This is a genomic window from Bacillus sp. AK128 (assembly GCF_053903075.1).
Window position 1 is genome coordinate 866,511 of record NZ_CP096379.1, and the last position, 13,651, is coordinate 880,161.

General features: G+C 39.1%; 14 protein-coding genes and 1 other annotated feature. Of the genes, 9 read left to right on the plus strand and 5 right to left on the minus strand.

What is annotated here, in order from left to right:
* Window positions 1–3 precede the first annotated feature (3 nt).
* Entirely contained in the window at window positions 4–519 is a 516-nt protein-coding gene (locus M1D60_RS04090) for a hypothetical protein (RefSeq protein ID WP_456277920.1), read from the plus strand.
* Between the two features lie 310 nt (window positions 520–829).
* Here the strand turns inward: M1D60_RS04090 and M1D60_RS04095 are convergent, their stop codons facing one another.
* The 3 genes from M1D60_RS04095 to M1D60_RS04105 all read right to left on the minus strand — a co-directional run bounded on the left by M1D60_RS04095 (window position 830) and on the right by M1D60_RS04105 (window position 3,310).
* Entirely contained in the window at window positions 830–1,975 is a 1,146-nt protein-coding gene (locus tag M1D60_RS04095; RefSeq protein WP_456277921.1) for a glycosyltransferase family 4 protein, read from the minus strand.
* Between the two features lie 19 nt (window positions 1,976–1,994).
* Entirely contained in the window at window positions 1,995–2,549 is a 555-nt protein-coding gene (locus M1D60_RS04100) for a phosphatase PAP2 family protein (protein ID WP_456277922.1), read from the minus strand.
* A 248-nt stretch (window positions 2,550–2,797) separates the two neighbouring features.
* Complete coding sequence (locus tag M1D60_RS04105) at window positions 2,798–3,310, minus strand: gamma carbonic anhydrase (protein WP_456277923.1); 513 nt, start codon at window positions 3,308–3,310, stop codon at window positions 2,798–2,800.
* A gap of 82 nt (window positions 3,311–3,392) precedes the next feature.
* On the opposite strand from M1D60_RS04105, the gene M1D60_RS04110 reads away from it, so the two are divergent.
* The gene (locus tag M1D60_RS04110) at window positions 3,393–4,193 is read left to right on the plus strand and encodes an alpha/beta hydrolase (protein WP_456277924.1); all 801 of its coding nucleotides are present in this window, start codon (window positions 3,393–3,395) and stop codon (window positions 4,191–4,193) included.
* Between the two features lie 28 nt (window positions 4,194–4,221).
* Window positions 4,222–5,340, plus strand: a complete 1,119-nt coding sequence (locus tag M1D60_RS04115) for a tetraprenyl-beta-curcumene synthase family protein (RefSeq protein ID WP_456277925.1) — start codon at window positions 4,222–4,224, stop codon at window positions 5,338–5,340.
* 43 nt (window positions 5,341–5,383) lie between these two features.
* Here the strand turns inward: M1D60_RS04115 and M1D60_RS04120 are convergent, their stop codons facing one another.
* Together M1D60_RS04120 and M1D60_RS04125 are read right to left on the minus strand one after the other, a co-directional pair.
* Window positions 5,384–5,953 (minus strand): class I SAM-dependent methyltransferase, encoded by a 570-nt coding sequence (locus M1D60_RS04120; RefSeq protein ID WP_456277926.1) that lies wholly within the window; start codon window positions 5,951–5,953, stop codon window positions 5,384–5,386.
* Window positions 5,950–6,915, minus strand: a complete 966-nt coding sequence (locus tag M1D60_RS04125) for a TIGR01212 family radical SAM protein (protein WP_456277927.1) — start codon at window positions 6,913–6,915, stop codon at window positions 5,950–5,952. Before M1D60_RS04125 ends, M1D60_RS04120 begins: the two co-directional genes overlap by 4 nt.
* 198 nt (window positions 6,916–7,113) lie before the next feature.
* Here M1D60_RS04125 and M1D60_RS04130 point away from each other — a divergent pair, with 198 nt between their 5' ends.
* The 6 genes from M1D60_RS04130 to M1D60_RS04155 all read left to right on the plus strand — a co-directional run bounded on the left by M1D60_RS04130 (window position 7,114) and on the right by M1D60_RS04155 (window position 13,503).
* Window positions 7,114–7,380, plus strand: coding sequence for a YtzC family protein (locus M1D60_RS04130; protein ID WP_456277928.1), 267 nt, complete (start codon window positions 7,114–7,116; stop codon window positions 7,378–7,380).
* Window positions 7,381–7,398: 18 nt separating this feature from the next.
* Window positions 7,399–7,548 carry a glycogen biosynthesis protein GlgD gene (locus tag M1D60_RS04135; RefSeq protein WP_456277929.1) on the plus strand — a complete coding sequence of 50 codons (150 nt, stop codon included), beginning with the start codon at window positions 7,399–7,401 and terminating at the stop codon, window positions 7,546–7,548.
* Between the two features lie 223 nt (window positions 7,549–7,771).
* Entirely contained in the window at window positions 7,772–8,740 is a 969-nt protein-coding gene (locus M1D60_RS04140; protein ID WP_456277930.1) for a nuclease-related domain-containing protein, read from the plus strand.
* Window positions 8,741–8,971: 231 nt separating this feature from the next.
* Entirely contained in the window at window positions 8,972–10,159 is a 1,188-nt protein-coding gene (locus M1D60_RS04145; protein ID WP_456277931.1) for an MDR family MFS transporter, read from the plus strand.
* A 73-nt stretch (window positions 10,160–10,232) separates the two neighbouring features.
* Window positions 10,233–10,461, plus strand: a binding site (T-box leader).
* A 251-nt stretch (window positions 10,462–10,712) separates the two neighbouring features.
* Entirely contained in the window at window positions 10,713–13,127 is a 2,415-nt protein-coding gene (leuS, locus tag M1D60_RS04150) for a leucine--tRNA ligase (protein ID WP_456277932.1), read from the plus strand.
* Between the two features lie 58 nt (window positions 13,128–13,185).
* Window positions 13,186–13,503 carry a rhodanese-like domain-containing protein gene (locus M1D60_RS04155; protein WP_456277933.1) on the plus strand — a complete coding sequence of 106 codons (318 nt, stop codon included), beginning with the start codon at window positions 13,186–13,188 and terminating at the stop codon, window positions 13,501–13,503.
* Window positions 13,504–13,651: the final 148 nt, after the last annotated feature.

The window sequence follows — 13,651 nt, forward strand, 5'->3', positions numbered from 1 at the left end:
TGAATGACTAAAAATCATATTATAGGAATAATGACTATATTACTCTTCGTGGTAGTATTCAAGAATATGAACCTCCAAGAGCAAGCTAAAAAGTATGAAGAAGAAATTGGGAATTCATATGGACAACTCGTTTATGATACTCGTGATGCGGTTAGACCGATGATTGAAGTAGACATAGCAGAGGCAATAAAAACAGAATATGGGAAGGGACTTATACATAACTTTAACCTGCAATTAAGGAACAAGGCCAGGCAATTTATATTTGTAGGAAATGATATTTCAAAAATTGGTGATTTACTTGATGAAATATCTATCATTCAAGAAAAGGCACTGGATAAAGGATCCATTACGGAAGAAGAACGCCATGTATATTCTACCAAACTAACAACACTTAACTTAATATTAATGGATTTTGAGCACCATTTGAATTCAAGAATAGATCTGTATGAATCTTTTACGAGTATTGAAAATCCCGAGATTGTTAAAAAAATGGAGCAAAGACTTAATAATGTTGACTAGGATGATTTTTTAAAGGCTCTGTTAGAGTTTGTTGTTGATTTCCGTTCCAGGACACTCGCTTTCCGTGGGCGGGTTCGGGAGCCTCCTCGGCGTTACCGCCTGCGGGGTCTCCTTCACCACGCTTCTCCCACAGGAGTCTCGCGTCCTTCCACTTCAATCAACTCTGCTAAAAATCAACACTGTACTTTAACACAGCTTTTTTAAAAAAGAGGAATGGATATATGAGAGGGTACTAATCAAAGCAGGATTAGTACCCTTTCTCGTGGAAATAATGCTTCATGATTAACTTATGGTGAGCAAGTGCAATACACTAGGCGAGTTGACTCTTCTTTAATGCAGTGATGGTGGTTTCATATTCATATAGCAAATCATTAAAGATTGCGTTCCAATTTTGGGTTAACGCATATTGACGGGCTGCTTTACTCATTTGAAGTCTTTTTGTATCGTTGGACAATAGTTCATCAATCGCTTGTACGAAAGAGTCTATCTGTCTTGGTTCACATAGAATACCTGTCTTCCCTGGTGAGACGATGGTTTTTACTCCACCTGAATTTGCTCCAATGACTGGAGTGCCACAGGCGAGTGCCTCTAGAACAACGTTGCCAAAGGTTTCAGTAGGTGACGGAAATACAAATAAATCAGATGCTGAATAGATGCTAGCCAAGCTTTCACCATTTAAATAGCCTGTAAAGGTAACGTTTGCAGGGACCTGATTGGCAAGTTCCTCCTTTAAAGGACCATCCCCAACAATAAGCCAATGGATTTGTTTTTGTAAGTGATTGGGTAAGGATCTTATCGTTTCAGATAGGGTTTGAATATCCTTTTCTGGTGCGAGTCTACCCACATAAGAAAGGATATACTTTTCTTTAATTTGGTATTGCTCTCTTATTGTAGATGAAAGTGGATTGGGCTTAAAAAGAGTGCTATCGACTCCACGGCTCCAAAGATAGAGATTAGTGAAGCCCTGTCGTTTTAATTGTTCCTTTGTTTCTAAGGAAGGTACAAATATCTTAAGAAAGGATCGATGGAACCATCTCATATACTTCCAAAGTAAAGGAGCGAGAAAAGGAAGTTCGTAATAGTCTAGGTATTGATTGAAATCTGTATGGTAGGAACCGACGAGAGGAATGTTTAGCTTTTTAGCATAATGGATCCCACAAAGTCCAACATTGAAGGGAGTTGCTACATGGATAAGGTCGGGTTGGAATTTCAATAATTGCTGCTTAACTTGATTCATATTTGGAATAGCCAAGCGACACTCCGGGTACAGAAAAAAGGGAAGGCTTGTAAAACGGTGTATGTGAGTAGAATAGTGATCTAATTGATCTGAACAATCCGGTGTAAAAACTATACATTCATGCCCTTCTTGTTCTAAAAAGTCGGTAAATCTTTTGAGTGTCTTTGCTACCCCGTTAACTTGAGGTGTATAGGTGTCAGTAAAAATTGCAATCTTCATCTTATCCCCTCCATACCATTTATAGGAAAGCTGTTTGTATAAACAATTGGTTTATATAGGTATAAGAAAGAATTCCTGTAAAGCTACCAAGAAGACTTCCTGCTAATACATCAGAAGGATAATGAAGGCCTAGATAAATTCTTGATAGTCCAACACAACAAGCAAGTGGTAATAATAAAAGGCCTAACATAGGGATTGCACACACAATCGGTACGACAGTTGAAAAAATGGCAGTGGAATGTCCAGAAGGAAATGAGTGATCGATTAAGGGATTTACCGTTACTTTGCTTTCAGTTAGGGCTATGTATGGTCTAGTGCGAGGATAGAATTTCTTAATAAGAGCAACTGGTAGATGACTAACTAATAAAGAGACACCACTAGCTAAACCGATATATTTATAAGGAAATGGGGAGCATATGCTAATTAGAAGCACAGCTGTGAGCATTATTCTCGCTCCACCAATATGGGTAATCAAACGAAAGAATAGATTAAGTGTCTTCAAATCAAAGTAGCGGTTAATAAACCGAAATATACTACACTCCAAATCATAAAGTGTTACAAATATTTTTGCCATTCATGATCAGCCCCAATAAGTTAATATCACTTAATGAATATACTTTTATAGTAAGGGCGAAATGTTTAGGAAATACTAATTGAATGTAAAAATATTGGGTTTTGGTGTAAATTTTAATTATTAAGGATTGAGAAGTGGGGCCAGGGTGCTTTTCCATTTTGTTAGAAGATTGGCTTAGGAACTTGTAACCTACTTGTCTTCTATGGATTCTCTTGCACCCTTCACTTCGATCCTGCTTTTTTTAAGGTTTAGGATTGTAAAGATTTATAATACTGACCTTTTTCAACGTACTCTCGTCTAATTCGTTCCATATCTTTCTGATCTTCTTCGTTTAAAGCTCTAATCACTTTTGCAGGTCTTCCGAATGCAAGACTATGGGGGGGAATTACTTTTCCCTGAGGTACTAAGCTACCTGCCCCAATGAAGGCACCTTCTCCAATTTCGGCACCATCAAGAATGATTGAACCCATACCGATAAGAGCACCTTTTCGAATGATCGAGCTATGGAGGATTACTTGGTGCCCGACTGAAACATCATCTTCAATAATAAGCGTACGGTTAGGGCTTTGATGTAGCACACAATTATCCTGGATATTTACCCGGTCACCAATGATAGTAGGTGAAACATCGCCCCTTATGACAGTATTAAACCAAATACTCGAATACTCACCAATTGTTACATCACCTGACACGGTTACAAAATCAGCAATATAAGCAGTGTTCGCGATTTTAGGTATGTGATTTTTATATGGATAGATCATCAGTTCATGTCCCCTTTAGATTAGATAATTATATTTTAACAAAATAAGTGAGAATCTGTTAAGGCTAGGGAGGAGATTGTTTATGTGGAAATGGGAAGCAGAAGAGGCAAAAGGGGTAGTCGTCATTGTTCATGGAGCAGCTGAGCATCATGGTCGCTATAAATGGTTAATAGAAATGTGGCGAAGTGAGGGCTTTCACGTCATTATGGGGGATTTACCTGGTCAGGGAACAACGTCAAGACGCGACCGAGGTCATGTTGATAAGTTTGATGTATATATTGAAACTGTTGAAGAATGGTACAAAGAAGCATTGTCCTATCAATTACCTATAATTTTAATTGGACATAGCATGGGTGGACTTGCGGTAATTAGAACGATGCAGGAAAAACATTTGCAAATTAAGTGTATGATTTTATCCTCCCCTTGTTTAGGAATAAGTGAGGAGACTACACCATCCACATTTCTTGATTTTGCTTCGAAAGTAATCAATAGAGTGGTTCCTTCACTTCGCATGAATACCGGTTTAACACCTTCAATGGCCACTAGAAATAAAGAGGTAATTGAGCTTGATAGCAATGACTCTCTTTATGTGACAAAGGTTTCTGTCAGATGGTTTAGAGAGCTTATTCATGGTACTCAGTTAGCGTTTATCAACCTACACAAGCTCCCCGATGTGCCCATTTTATTTATGCAGGGCGGGGATGATAAGATTGTTGATAAACATAAAGGGAAGGAATGGTTTGATTTATTAGAGATTACCGATAAATCCTATAAAGAATGGCACGGACTGTATCATGAGATTTTCAATGAGCCGGAAAGGGAAGTTGTATTTGATTATGCAAAGCGATTTGTTGAAACTCAGTTAGCAATCAATGTACAATAAGGAGCATCAAGGCAAAGGAGTCGATTAGATGGTGCCTTCCAATCCCGTAAGCTTAATGATAAAAGTATATCGAGATATTTTTCCAATTGCTCATAAGGAGTTAGACTATTGGCGAAGTAGAGCAGAAAAAATACCTAACCAAGAATTAAAATCACAGGCGTTAGCAAGTATAAACTCAAAGACCTTTCATTGTGAAGGGGGTGCAATTTTAGCTTTACTTTCGAACCATCACCTTGAGTCGTGTATTAAGTTTATTGTTGCTTATCAAACCATCAGTGATTATTTAGATAATCTATGTGACCGAAGTACCTCATTAGATCCATTGGATTTTGAGGCGTTGCATGAATCCATGCCAAATGCACTAACAATTGGTGAGGACCAAAAGCACGATTATTATCGATATCGGTCTGATCAAGATGATGGTTCATATCTTAAAGATTTAGTGACAACCTGCCAGCAGGTATTATTAGAGTTGCCACATTATACGTTAATCAAGCCTTTTTTACTTGAGTTAGCTAATTATTATTGCTCCCTTCAAGTTCATAAGCATGTTGTAAAAGATGAGCGTGTTCCACGACTAGAGAAGTGGTTCTTAGAGTATAAATCGGATTTACCTGAGATGGAATGGTATGAGTTTTCGGCATGCTCAGGATCAACCTTAGGCATCTTTTGTTTAGTGTCCTATGCCTTTCATGACCAACTTCAAAAAGATGACGTCTTGAAAATAAGGCAAGGTTATTTCCCTTATATGCAAGGCTTACATATCCTGCTTGACTATTTAATTGATCAAGACGAGGACCTTGAAGGTGGAGATTTAAACTTTTGTTTTTATTATCCAAACGAACAGGTTCTTCTCAAGCGGTTGTCTTATTTTCTAAAAGAGGCTGACCGTCATATACAAGGAATCCCACAGGAGTCATTTCACCGGTTCATAAACAGAGGTCTTTTAGGTGTTTACCTTTCTGACGAAAAGGTTCATGAGCAGAAATCAGTCCGGAAAATGGGCAAGCAGTTAATTAAACAGGGCGGCTTTATCAGTTATTTCTTTTATGTAAACGGAAGACTTTATAGGAGATTTAAGCAGGGGAAAGATCAGAGAAGACGTTCAGCCTGGGAACGAAAAGCGAATAATGTAATGAGTGATTAAGATAAAAGAAGCCTGTGATTAGCTCCACCTGTAAAGGAGGCTATCACGGGCTTCTTTTTTCAATCGCAATAATAAAAGGCGGATGATTTTGTTGGTTTAAAAATTGATATTGAAGGACGTGTGCTTTCATTTGATCGATATTTGATACGTACTCTAAAAGCTGGTCTCTTTCTGTTTGTCCTTCTGGGTGTCCATGATAGATGACAAGAACGATTATTCCTTCTGGCTTTAGAAGAGTTAAAATCTGTTCGATCGCAGAGATGGTGGTATTCGGTGTAGTGACGATTTCTTTATCTCCACCCGGTAGGTAGCCTAGATTGAAGATCGCCCCACTTACAGGGTTCGCTGGTATTAACTTAGAGATATGTTCATGACCTTGTCGGAAAAGAGTGACTCGATTTTGTAAGCTGTGTTTTTGTAATCTTGCTTGAGTTTGAGAAATGGCTTCTGACTGGATATCAAATCCGTAAACATGTCCTACTTCTCCAACGAGCTCTGCTAAAAATACTGTATCATGCCCGTTTCCAACCGTTGCGTCAATTGCAAGATCCCCCGGTTCAATCACCTTTGTTAGTAAGGTTCTAGCAAAGGGTAAGATTCTTTCAAGCTTCATGTAGTAATCAATTCCTTACGATAAAATTTGCCTTGATAACTATCACGTCTTTTTAATTCATTTTCAATTGAATTAAGAACGGTCCATTTATTTAGGCTCCACATCGGGCCAATCATGAGATCAGGGGGGCCATCTCCTGTAATTCGGTGAATGATCATTTCAGGAGGCAAAATTTCTAGCTGGTCACATACCAATTGTATATATTCATCCAAAGTTAAAAAGGACAGTAGACCTTTTTCATACTGTTTCACCATTGGAGTCCCTTTTAATAAATGTAATAAATGAATTTTAATCCCTTGAACATCTAGCTTAGCTACCTCTTTAGCCGTCTCCATCATCATCTCAGGTGTCTCAAGCGGGAGGCCATTGATAATATGCGAGCAAATTCGGATATTGTGCTTTCTGAGCTTATTCACTCCATCCATATAGCATTGATAATCATGAGCGCGATTGATTAGTAAAGCGGTTCGTTCATGAACGGTTTGTAGCCCAAGCTCAACCCATAGGTATGTTCGTTCATTTAGTTCTGCAAGGTATTCAACCACATCATCAGGTAAGCAGTCTGGTCTTGTGGCAATCGAAAGTCCCACGACGCCCTCTTGCTTTAACACGACTTCAAACTTTTCTTTAAGTTCCTTTACGGGTGCATGTGTATTAGTGAAGGCTTGGAAATAGCCAAGATATTTACCATTTTTCCACTTAGTATGCATTTTTTCTTTCACATCATGAAACTGCTTTTCGATGGATTCTGCACGGTTTCCAGCAAAATCACCAGAACCAGCTGCACTACAAAATGTGCATCCTCCATGAGCAACGGTGCCATCTCGATTGGGGCAATCAAATCCGCCGTCGAGGGCGACTTTGAATACTTTATGTCCAAAGTGATGACGTAGGTGGTAATTCCAAGAATGATAGCGTTTATGGTCGTCCGAATAAAGGAATGGGTTAGGTTGATTAGTCACGATTGCTACCTCCTTTCATGGATTGTCGTCAGTTTTTATCCATCAATTTTAGCATGCTTTCGATTGTAAACCAACAAAATCAAATTTGCAGTAAATGTGGGAAAAAACACCTTTTTAAAAATGTGATAGAACAAAACGAGATGTATAAACTAAAAGATGATGAAGCTTTTCATCTAAAGGTGAAGGAGGTAGGTACTGATGGCAACACGTCAATCCGTTGAAGAGCACCTACAAATGGCGGAGGATACTTTACGCTATGCAGAGGATCAATTCTCACTTGCTAAAAAGCAAGAGCATTATAACCAAACAGAGTATACAAAAGCTCAGCAGCTTTTAGAAACAGCTGTCATTGAATTAGGTCAGCTTGCCCATAGTGGGAATCAGCAGCAAAAGGAACAAGTTGACAGAATGAGACTTCAGTTACAGCGCATTCAAAACGAGATGATTATTTATCCACATCACTAAAAGCTGGAGGGACTAGCATTGAAAAAACGTTCTGACCAAAATAATCCAGAGCAAAAAACAAAGAACGGCATTAACAACCAAGACATGGAAATCGGGCCTGATTATGATCCGGTGAAGGTAGTAAAGAAGGCTAACGCAAAGCGTGCACAGCCGGATAAGTCGAAATAAGTTTATAGTCCCTCTGCCTTTGTGGCAGGGGGATTTTAGGCTTTGTGCATAAATGTTGGTTTTCGTGCAGAAATTTGAAAAATTGTGCATAAATCTATTTTTTTGTGCAGAAATTCTAATTTTCGTGCATATATATTTTTTTTCGTGCAATAACCATCAGCTAGAAGGAAATGGCCTCTTTCTACCGAATATAAATAGCTAATTCAAAGAAAGAGGTGAACAAATGATAGCCAAAGAGCGAGGTTTCCCGATTAAAATAAGAAAGTTAGAAGCGACTCTTAGAAGATTATCTAAAAATCACAGGAAGAGAGCTGATATAACGGATGAGTTAGCCAAGAACTATTCAGGTTACCGTGGAGAACAGTCCATGGACTATTATTTTAGCTACTTGGACAATAAGAGGTACACCATTTTACATAACCTGCGATTGTTTGATCAGCATCATTATTTTCAAATGGATTCACTCATTATATCGCCATGCTTTATCCTGATCGTTGAAATTAAAAATATAAAAGGTACCCTCTTGTTTGAACGTGACTATAAGCAGTTAATAAGAATGTACAATGGAAAAGAGGAGGTCTTTCCCAGTCCCTTAATTCAGGCTAAAATGCACCAGGCAAAGCTAAGACAGTGGTTGCATGCACAAAAACTCCCCGAGATCCCAATAGACTATATGGTCGTTATGAGTCACCCTCAAGCAATTATTAAAACAACCACCAATTATCGAGAGGCATTAGAGAAAGTCACAACTAGCTTTAATTTTATTAATAAGTATGAGGCCCTCGAACGTATTCACCCTCATGAAATATCAAGCTCTCGTGAAGTGAAAAAAATGGTCAAGCACCTTATTGCAAACCATACGGAAGGAAACCCAGAGATTTTAAAGCAATTTGGGATTACCAGTGACGAGCTTGTAGAGGGGATCTATTGTCCTAGCTGTACTTTTATCCCTATGCTCAGAAAATCCACTAAATGGTTTTGCCCTCAATGCTCGTGCTTCTCCAAGGATGCCCACATTCCCTCAATAAAAGATTACTTCCTATTGTTTGATTCCAAAATTACAAGTAAACGATTTCGGACGTTTGCTAATATCAATTCTCGTTCTGTTAGCTCTAGGTTATTGGCTGAAATGAACCTACCCTTTACTGGAGATGGGAAGGCGCGAGTTTATTATGAGAAATGTTCTGAATGAAGGGTTTTGTGCATAAACTTTGATTTTCGTGCAAAAATTTTTAAAGATGTGCAGAAATCTATTTTTTTGTGCAGAAATTCTAATTTTCGTGCATAAATTTAAAAAATTGTGCAGAACGAACGAATATGTTCATGAGACACTCCAATCTAGCACCCTAAAACATTAATATTGCCCCCCACCCAAAAAACGAATACAATGAACGTTGGTGATTATGTTTTTAGGGGGAATACCATGCCAAAGTCGCTGAAACTTTTATTAGTTGGAATGGTCATCAATGTGGTAGGGTCTTCTTTTTTATGGCCATTGAATGCCATTTATATTCATGATGTGTTAGGTAAATCGTTAACAATGGCTGGTATCGTGCTCATGTTAAATTCAGCATCAGGAGTGATCGGGAATTTAATTGGTGGATACTTATTTGATCGTTTTGGTGGGTATCGCTCCATATTAATTGGTGTGAGTACGACTATGGCGGCAGGGGTAGGACTTGTTTGGAATCATAGTTGGCCATGGTATGTTGGATTTCTTATATTGACAGGTTTTGGTTCAGGGATGGTGTTCCCTTCGATGTATGCGATGGCAGGAGCTGTTTGGCCAGAAGGTGGGCGTAAGCCGTTTAATGCGATGTATGTGGCCCAAAATGTAGGCGTGGCAGTTGGGGCAGCTTTAGGTGGTTTGGTAGCATCAGTATCTTTCCAACTAACATTTACAGCAAATGCATTGATGTACGGTGTCTTCTTTTTACTGGCGACTTTAACCTATCATCGAATCCGTGTAGAGAAAATTGAACAGAGAAGCATATTAGATGGCGGGAAAATGATAAAAAATCGAGCCAAGTTTACTTCCTTGCTGATTTTATGTGTCGGCTTTTTACTTTGCTGGGTCGCACATGTGCAGTGGCAAACCAATATTGCATCTTACACGCAATCCTTAAATATATCGTTAAATCAATACAGCTTATTATGGACGGTTAATGGTGCGTTAATTGTGTTAGCACAGCCGGTCATTTCAACTGTTATTCGCTTTGTTGCTAAGACCTTAAAAGCTCAAATTATTATCGGAATTGTCATATATATGATTTCATTTATAGTCGTGGCTAATTCTAGTTACTTTACGGGCTTTCTAGTTGCGATGATTATCCTTACTCTTGGAGAAATGTTTGTATGGCCAGCAATCCCGACTGTTGCAAATCAGCTTGCGCCTAAAGGGCGTGAAGGCTTCTATCAAGGTGTTGTGAATAGTACAGCCACTGGTGGTAGAATGTTAGGTCCTGTACTCGGTGGTGTGATGGTGGATGTATACAACATTAATGCATTATTTGTTTTATTAATTGCTCTCTTATTTATATCGATTTTTACTACCTTGTTCTATGATCGAGCTATCAAAAAGGAGCAGGTGAATCAGCAGCTTACTGCCTAAATAAAAAATACTTTTAAGAAAGACTTGATGTTTGGAAGATTTTTCTTTAAAATACAATACAAAACCTTACAAGAAATAAACAGTGCGAAGGATTAGTAGTGGTAGAAGTCGGTTAAGAGAGTTGACGGTCGGTGCAAGTCAATCCATGACTATCATGAACTCACCTTTAAGTTTCAATGGTGAACAGCTTGATTTGAGCTCACTAATTATTGACGTCCCGTCCGCGTTAAGGATTCAAGTGAATGTATGAACGTGCATTAATTTGGGTGGTACCGCGGGTATATAACAATCTCGTCCCTATTTTAGGGGCGGGATTTTTTTATATATAGGTAAAAAAGTTAAGTTTTTTGAACTTGTGTTTATGTCTAGCTTCAGCGCCCAGCCCCTCGAGGTCAAATAACCCTTGGACAAATAAAAGGAAAACCACCTTTTCTTTGTCCAAGGAACATTTGCTTGTCGGGGCTAACGGGGCACTTACGCTTTTCTACCTTCATGCTGTATGAAAAACATGGAAATTATAAATCCTAAGGTGAAGAAACAAGGAGGAACTGTTATGGCTTTTAATCATCAGGAGATTGAGAAAAAGTGGCAAAGCTACTGGGAAAGCAACAAAACGTTTAAAACGAAAGAAGAAAAAGGTAATCCGAAATTTTATGCGCTAGATATGTTCCCTTATCCATCTGGAGCAGGGCTGCATGTTGGCCATCCAGAGGGCTATACGGCAACAGATATTGTTTCCCGTATGAAGAGAATGCAAGGACATAATGTGTTGCATCCAATGGGTTGGGATGCGTTTGGGTTACCAGCTGAGCAATATGCGCTAGACACGGGGAATGATCCTGCAGAATTTACTGAGCAAAATATTAATACCTTCCGTAGACAAATCAAGGAATTAGGTTTTTCGTATGATTGGGATCGTGAAGTGAATACAACGGATCCAACTTACTATAAATGGACGCAGTGGATCTTCTTAAAGCTTTTTGAAAAAGGGCTTGCTTATGTGGATGAGGTACCTGTTAACTGGTGTCCGGCTTTAGGAACTGTATTGGCAAATGAAGAAGTAATTGACGGAAAGAGTGAGCGTGGTGGACATCCGGTTGAACGTCGTCCAATGAGACAGTGGATTCTAAGGATTACTGAATACGCAGATCGCCTTCTTGAAGACCTTGAAGAGTTGGATTGGCCAGAGAGCTTAAAGGATATGCAGCGTAACTGGATTGGTCGTTCAGAAGGAGCTACTGTTCATTTTGATATTGAAGGTTTTGAGGAAGGGTTCTCAGTATTTACAACTCGTCCGGATACACTTTTCGGTGCAACGTATGCCGTGCTATCTCCTGAACATCCATTTGTTGATAAAATTACAACAGCTGAGCAAAAGGAAGCTGTTGAAGCTTATGTAGACAAGGTGAAGAGCAAGAGTGACCTAGAGCGTACTGAGCTTTCTAAGGAAAAAACAGGTGTCTTCACTGGAGCTTATGCAGTGAATCCAATTAACGGTGAAAAAATGCCAATCTGGATTGCTGATTATGTATTAATGAGTTATGGTACAGGTGCGATTATGGCGGTTCCAGCACATGACGAGCGAGACTTCGAATTTGCGCAAAAGTTCAAGTTGTCAATCGTAGAGGTAGTAGCGGGTGGAGATGTATCAAAAGAAGCCTACACAGGTGATGGAGAGCATGTTAACTCTGAATTCTTGAATGGTTTGAATAAAGAAGAAGGTATTACGGCAGCAATTAAGTGGCTTGAAGAAAACAACAAGGGTGAGAAAAAGGTTTCCTATCGTCTTCGGGACTGGCTATTTAGCCGTCAGCGTTACTGGGGTGAGCCGATTCCAATCATCCACTGGGAAGATGGAACAACGACTGCTGTACCAGAGAGTGAGCTTCCATTAGTACTTCCTAAGACAAAGGAAATCCGTCCCTCAGGTACAGGTGAATCACCACTTGCAGCGATCGAGGACTGGGTAAATGTCGTGGATCCTGTGACTGGCAAAAAAGGTCGCCGTGAAACGAATACAATGCCACAATGGGGCGGAAGCTGCTGGTACTTCCTACGCTATATTGATCCACATAATAGCGAGCAATTAGCAGATCCTGAAAAGCTAAAAGAATGGCTTCCGGTTGATATTTATATCGGTGGAGCAGAGCATGCGGTACTTCACTTGCTTTACGCTCGTTTCTGGCATAAATTTTTGTATGATATTGGCGTTGTTCCAACAAAGGAACCGTTCCAAAAGCTATTTAACCAAGGAATGATTCTTGGTGAAAATAATGAAAAAATGAGTAAATCTAAAGGGAATGTAGTAAATCCTGATGATATCATCAAGAGTCACGGTGCTGACACACTTCGTCTTTATGAAATGTTCATGGGACCACTTGAAGCATCGATTGCTTGGTCAACGAACGGACTTGATGGATCACGTCGTTTCTTAGATCGTGTTTGGAGATTGTTTGTTGAGGAAAATGGACAGTTAAATTCTAAAATTACTGAAAGTACTTCAACGGGATTAGAAAAGGCTTATCATCAAACAGTCAAAAAAGTAACAGAAGACTATGAAGGACTTCGTTTCAACACAGCTATTTCACAAATGATGGTGTTTGTAAATGAAGCTTATAAGGCAACAGAGCTTCCTAAGGAATATGTAGAAGGCTTCGTGAAGCTTTTATCACCAGTGGCGCCACACGTTGCTGAAGAGCTTTGGGAAAAGCTTGGACATTCTGACACGATCACATATGCAACGTGGCCGACGTTTGATGAGTCAAAGCTAGTTGAAAATGAAGTGGAAATTGTTGTCCAAGTGAATGGTAAGCTTCGTACCAAGCTTCTTGTTCCAACAACCGCTTCTAAAGAAGAACTTGAAAACATAGCGATGTCTGAGGACAGTGTAAAGGAATCAATTGAAGGTAAAACAGTTCGTAAGGTTGTTGTGGTTCCAGGTAAGCTAGTTAACATAGTTGCAAATTAATAAAACTAGAGGCAGGTCACACTGCCTCTTTTACTAAGAAAAGGAAGGGTGAAAAGTGATGGAACAAGAAATAAAAATCATTACAACAGCTGAGCTGCAAGAAAAACTAGCTAAAGGTGAGAATCTAGAGCTAATCGATGTACGTGAAGATGAAGAGGTAGCCCAAGGCGTAATTCCAGGAGTTAAGCATATTCCGATGGGACAAATCCCAGAGAGAATGGCAGAGCTCGATCCAGAAAAAGAATACATATTTATTTGCCGTTCTGGTCGCAGAAGTGAAAATGTTTGCTATTACCTACAGGATCAAGGGTATAAATGTGTAAATATGGTTGGTGGAATGCTTGAGTGGGAAGGCGATAGAGAGGTTCAATTTTAATTGAGTGAGTAGATAACAGGAGGGGGACATTTTTGTCTTCCTTTTTTAGGTTAATTTTCTTGTAAAATTTAAAAGGTATTGACAGTTTTTCCTAAATAAGTAAAATTATATTAGAAATGAATAGTTTTAAAGGCTGATAAACCGTGGA

Coding starts and splice junctions, on each gene's coding strand:
- M1D60_RS04120 (WP_456277926.1), bottom strand. CDS start 5,953: ATGAAGCTTGAAAGAATCTTACCCTTTGCTAGAACCTTACTAACAAAG.
- M1D60_RS04105 (WP_456277923.1), bottom strand. CDS start 3,310: ATGATCTATCCATATAAAAATCACATACCTAAAATCGCGAACACTGCT.
- leuS (WP_456277932.1), top strand. CDS start 10,713: ATGGCTTTTAATCATCAGGAGATTGAGAAAAAGTGGCAAAGCTACTGG.
- M1D60_RS04090 (WP_456277920.1), top strand. CDS start 4: ATGACTAAAAATCATATTATAGGAATAATGACTATATTACTCTTCGTG.
- M1D60_RS04130 (WP_456277928.1), top strand. CDS start 7,114: ATGGCAACACGTCAATCCGTTGAAGAGCACCTACAAATGGCGGAGGAT.
- M1D60_RS04145 (WP_456277931.1), top strand. CDS start 8,972: ATGCCAAAGTCGCTGAAACTTTTATTAGTTGGAATGGTCATCAATGTG.
- M1D60_RS04100 (WP_456277922.1), bottom strand. CDS start 2,549: ATGGCAAAAATATTTGTAACACTTTATGATTTGGAGTGTAGTATATTT.
- M1D60_RS04115 (WP_456277925.1), top strand. CDS start 4,222: ATGGTGCCTTCCAATCCCGTAAGCTTAATGATAAAAGTATATCGAGAT.
- M1D60_RS04095 (WP_456277921.1), bottom strand. CDS start 1,975: ATGAAGATTGCAATTTTTACTGACACCTATACACCTCAAGTTAACGGG.
- M1D60_RS04155 (WP_456277933.1), top strand. CDS start 13,186: ATGGAACAAGAAATAAAAATCATTACAACAGCTGAGCTGCAAGAAAAA.
- M1D60_RS04110 (WP_456277924.1), top strand. CDS start 3,393: ATGTGGAAATGGGAAGCAGAAGAGGCAAAAGGGGTAGTCGTCATTGTT.
- M1D60_RS04140 (WP_456277930.1), top strand. CDS start 7,772: ATGATAGCCAAAGAGCGAGGTTTCCCGATTAAAATAAGAAAGTTAGAA.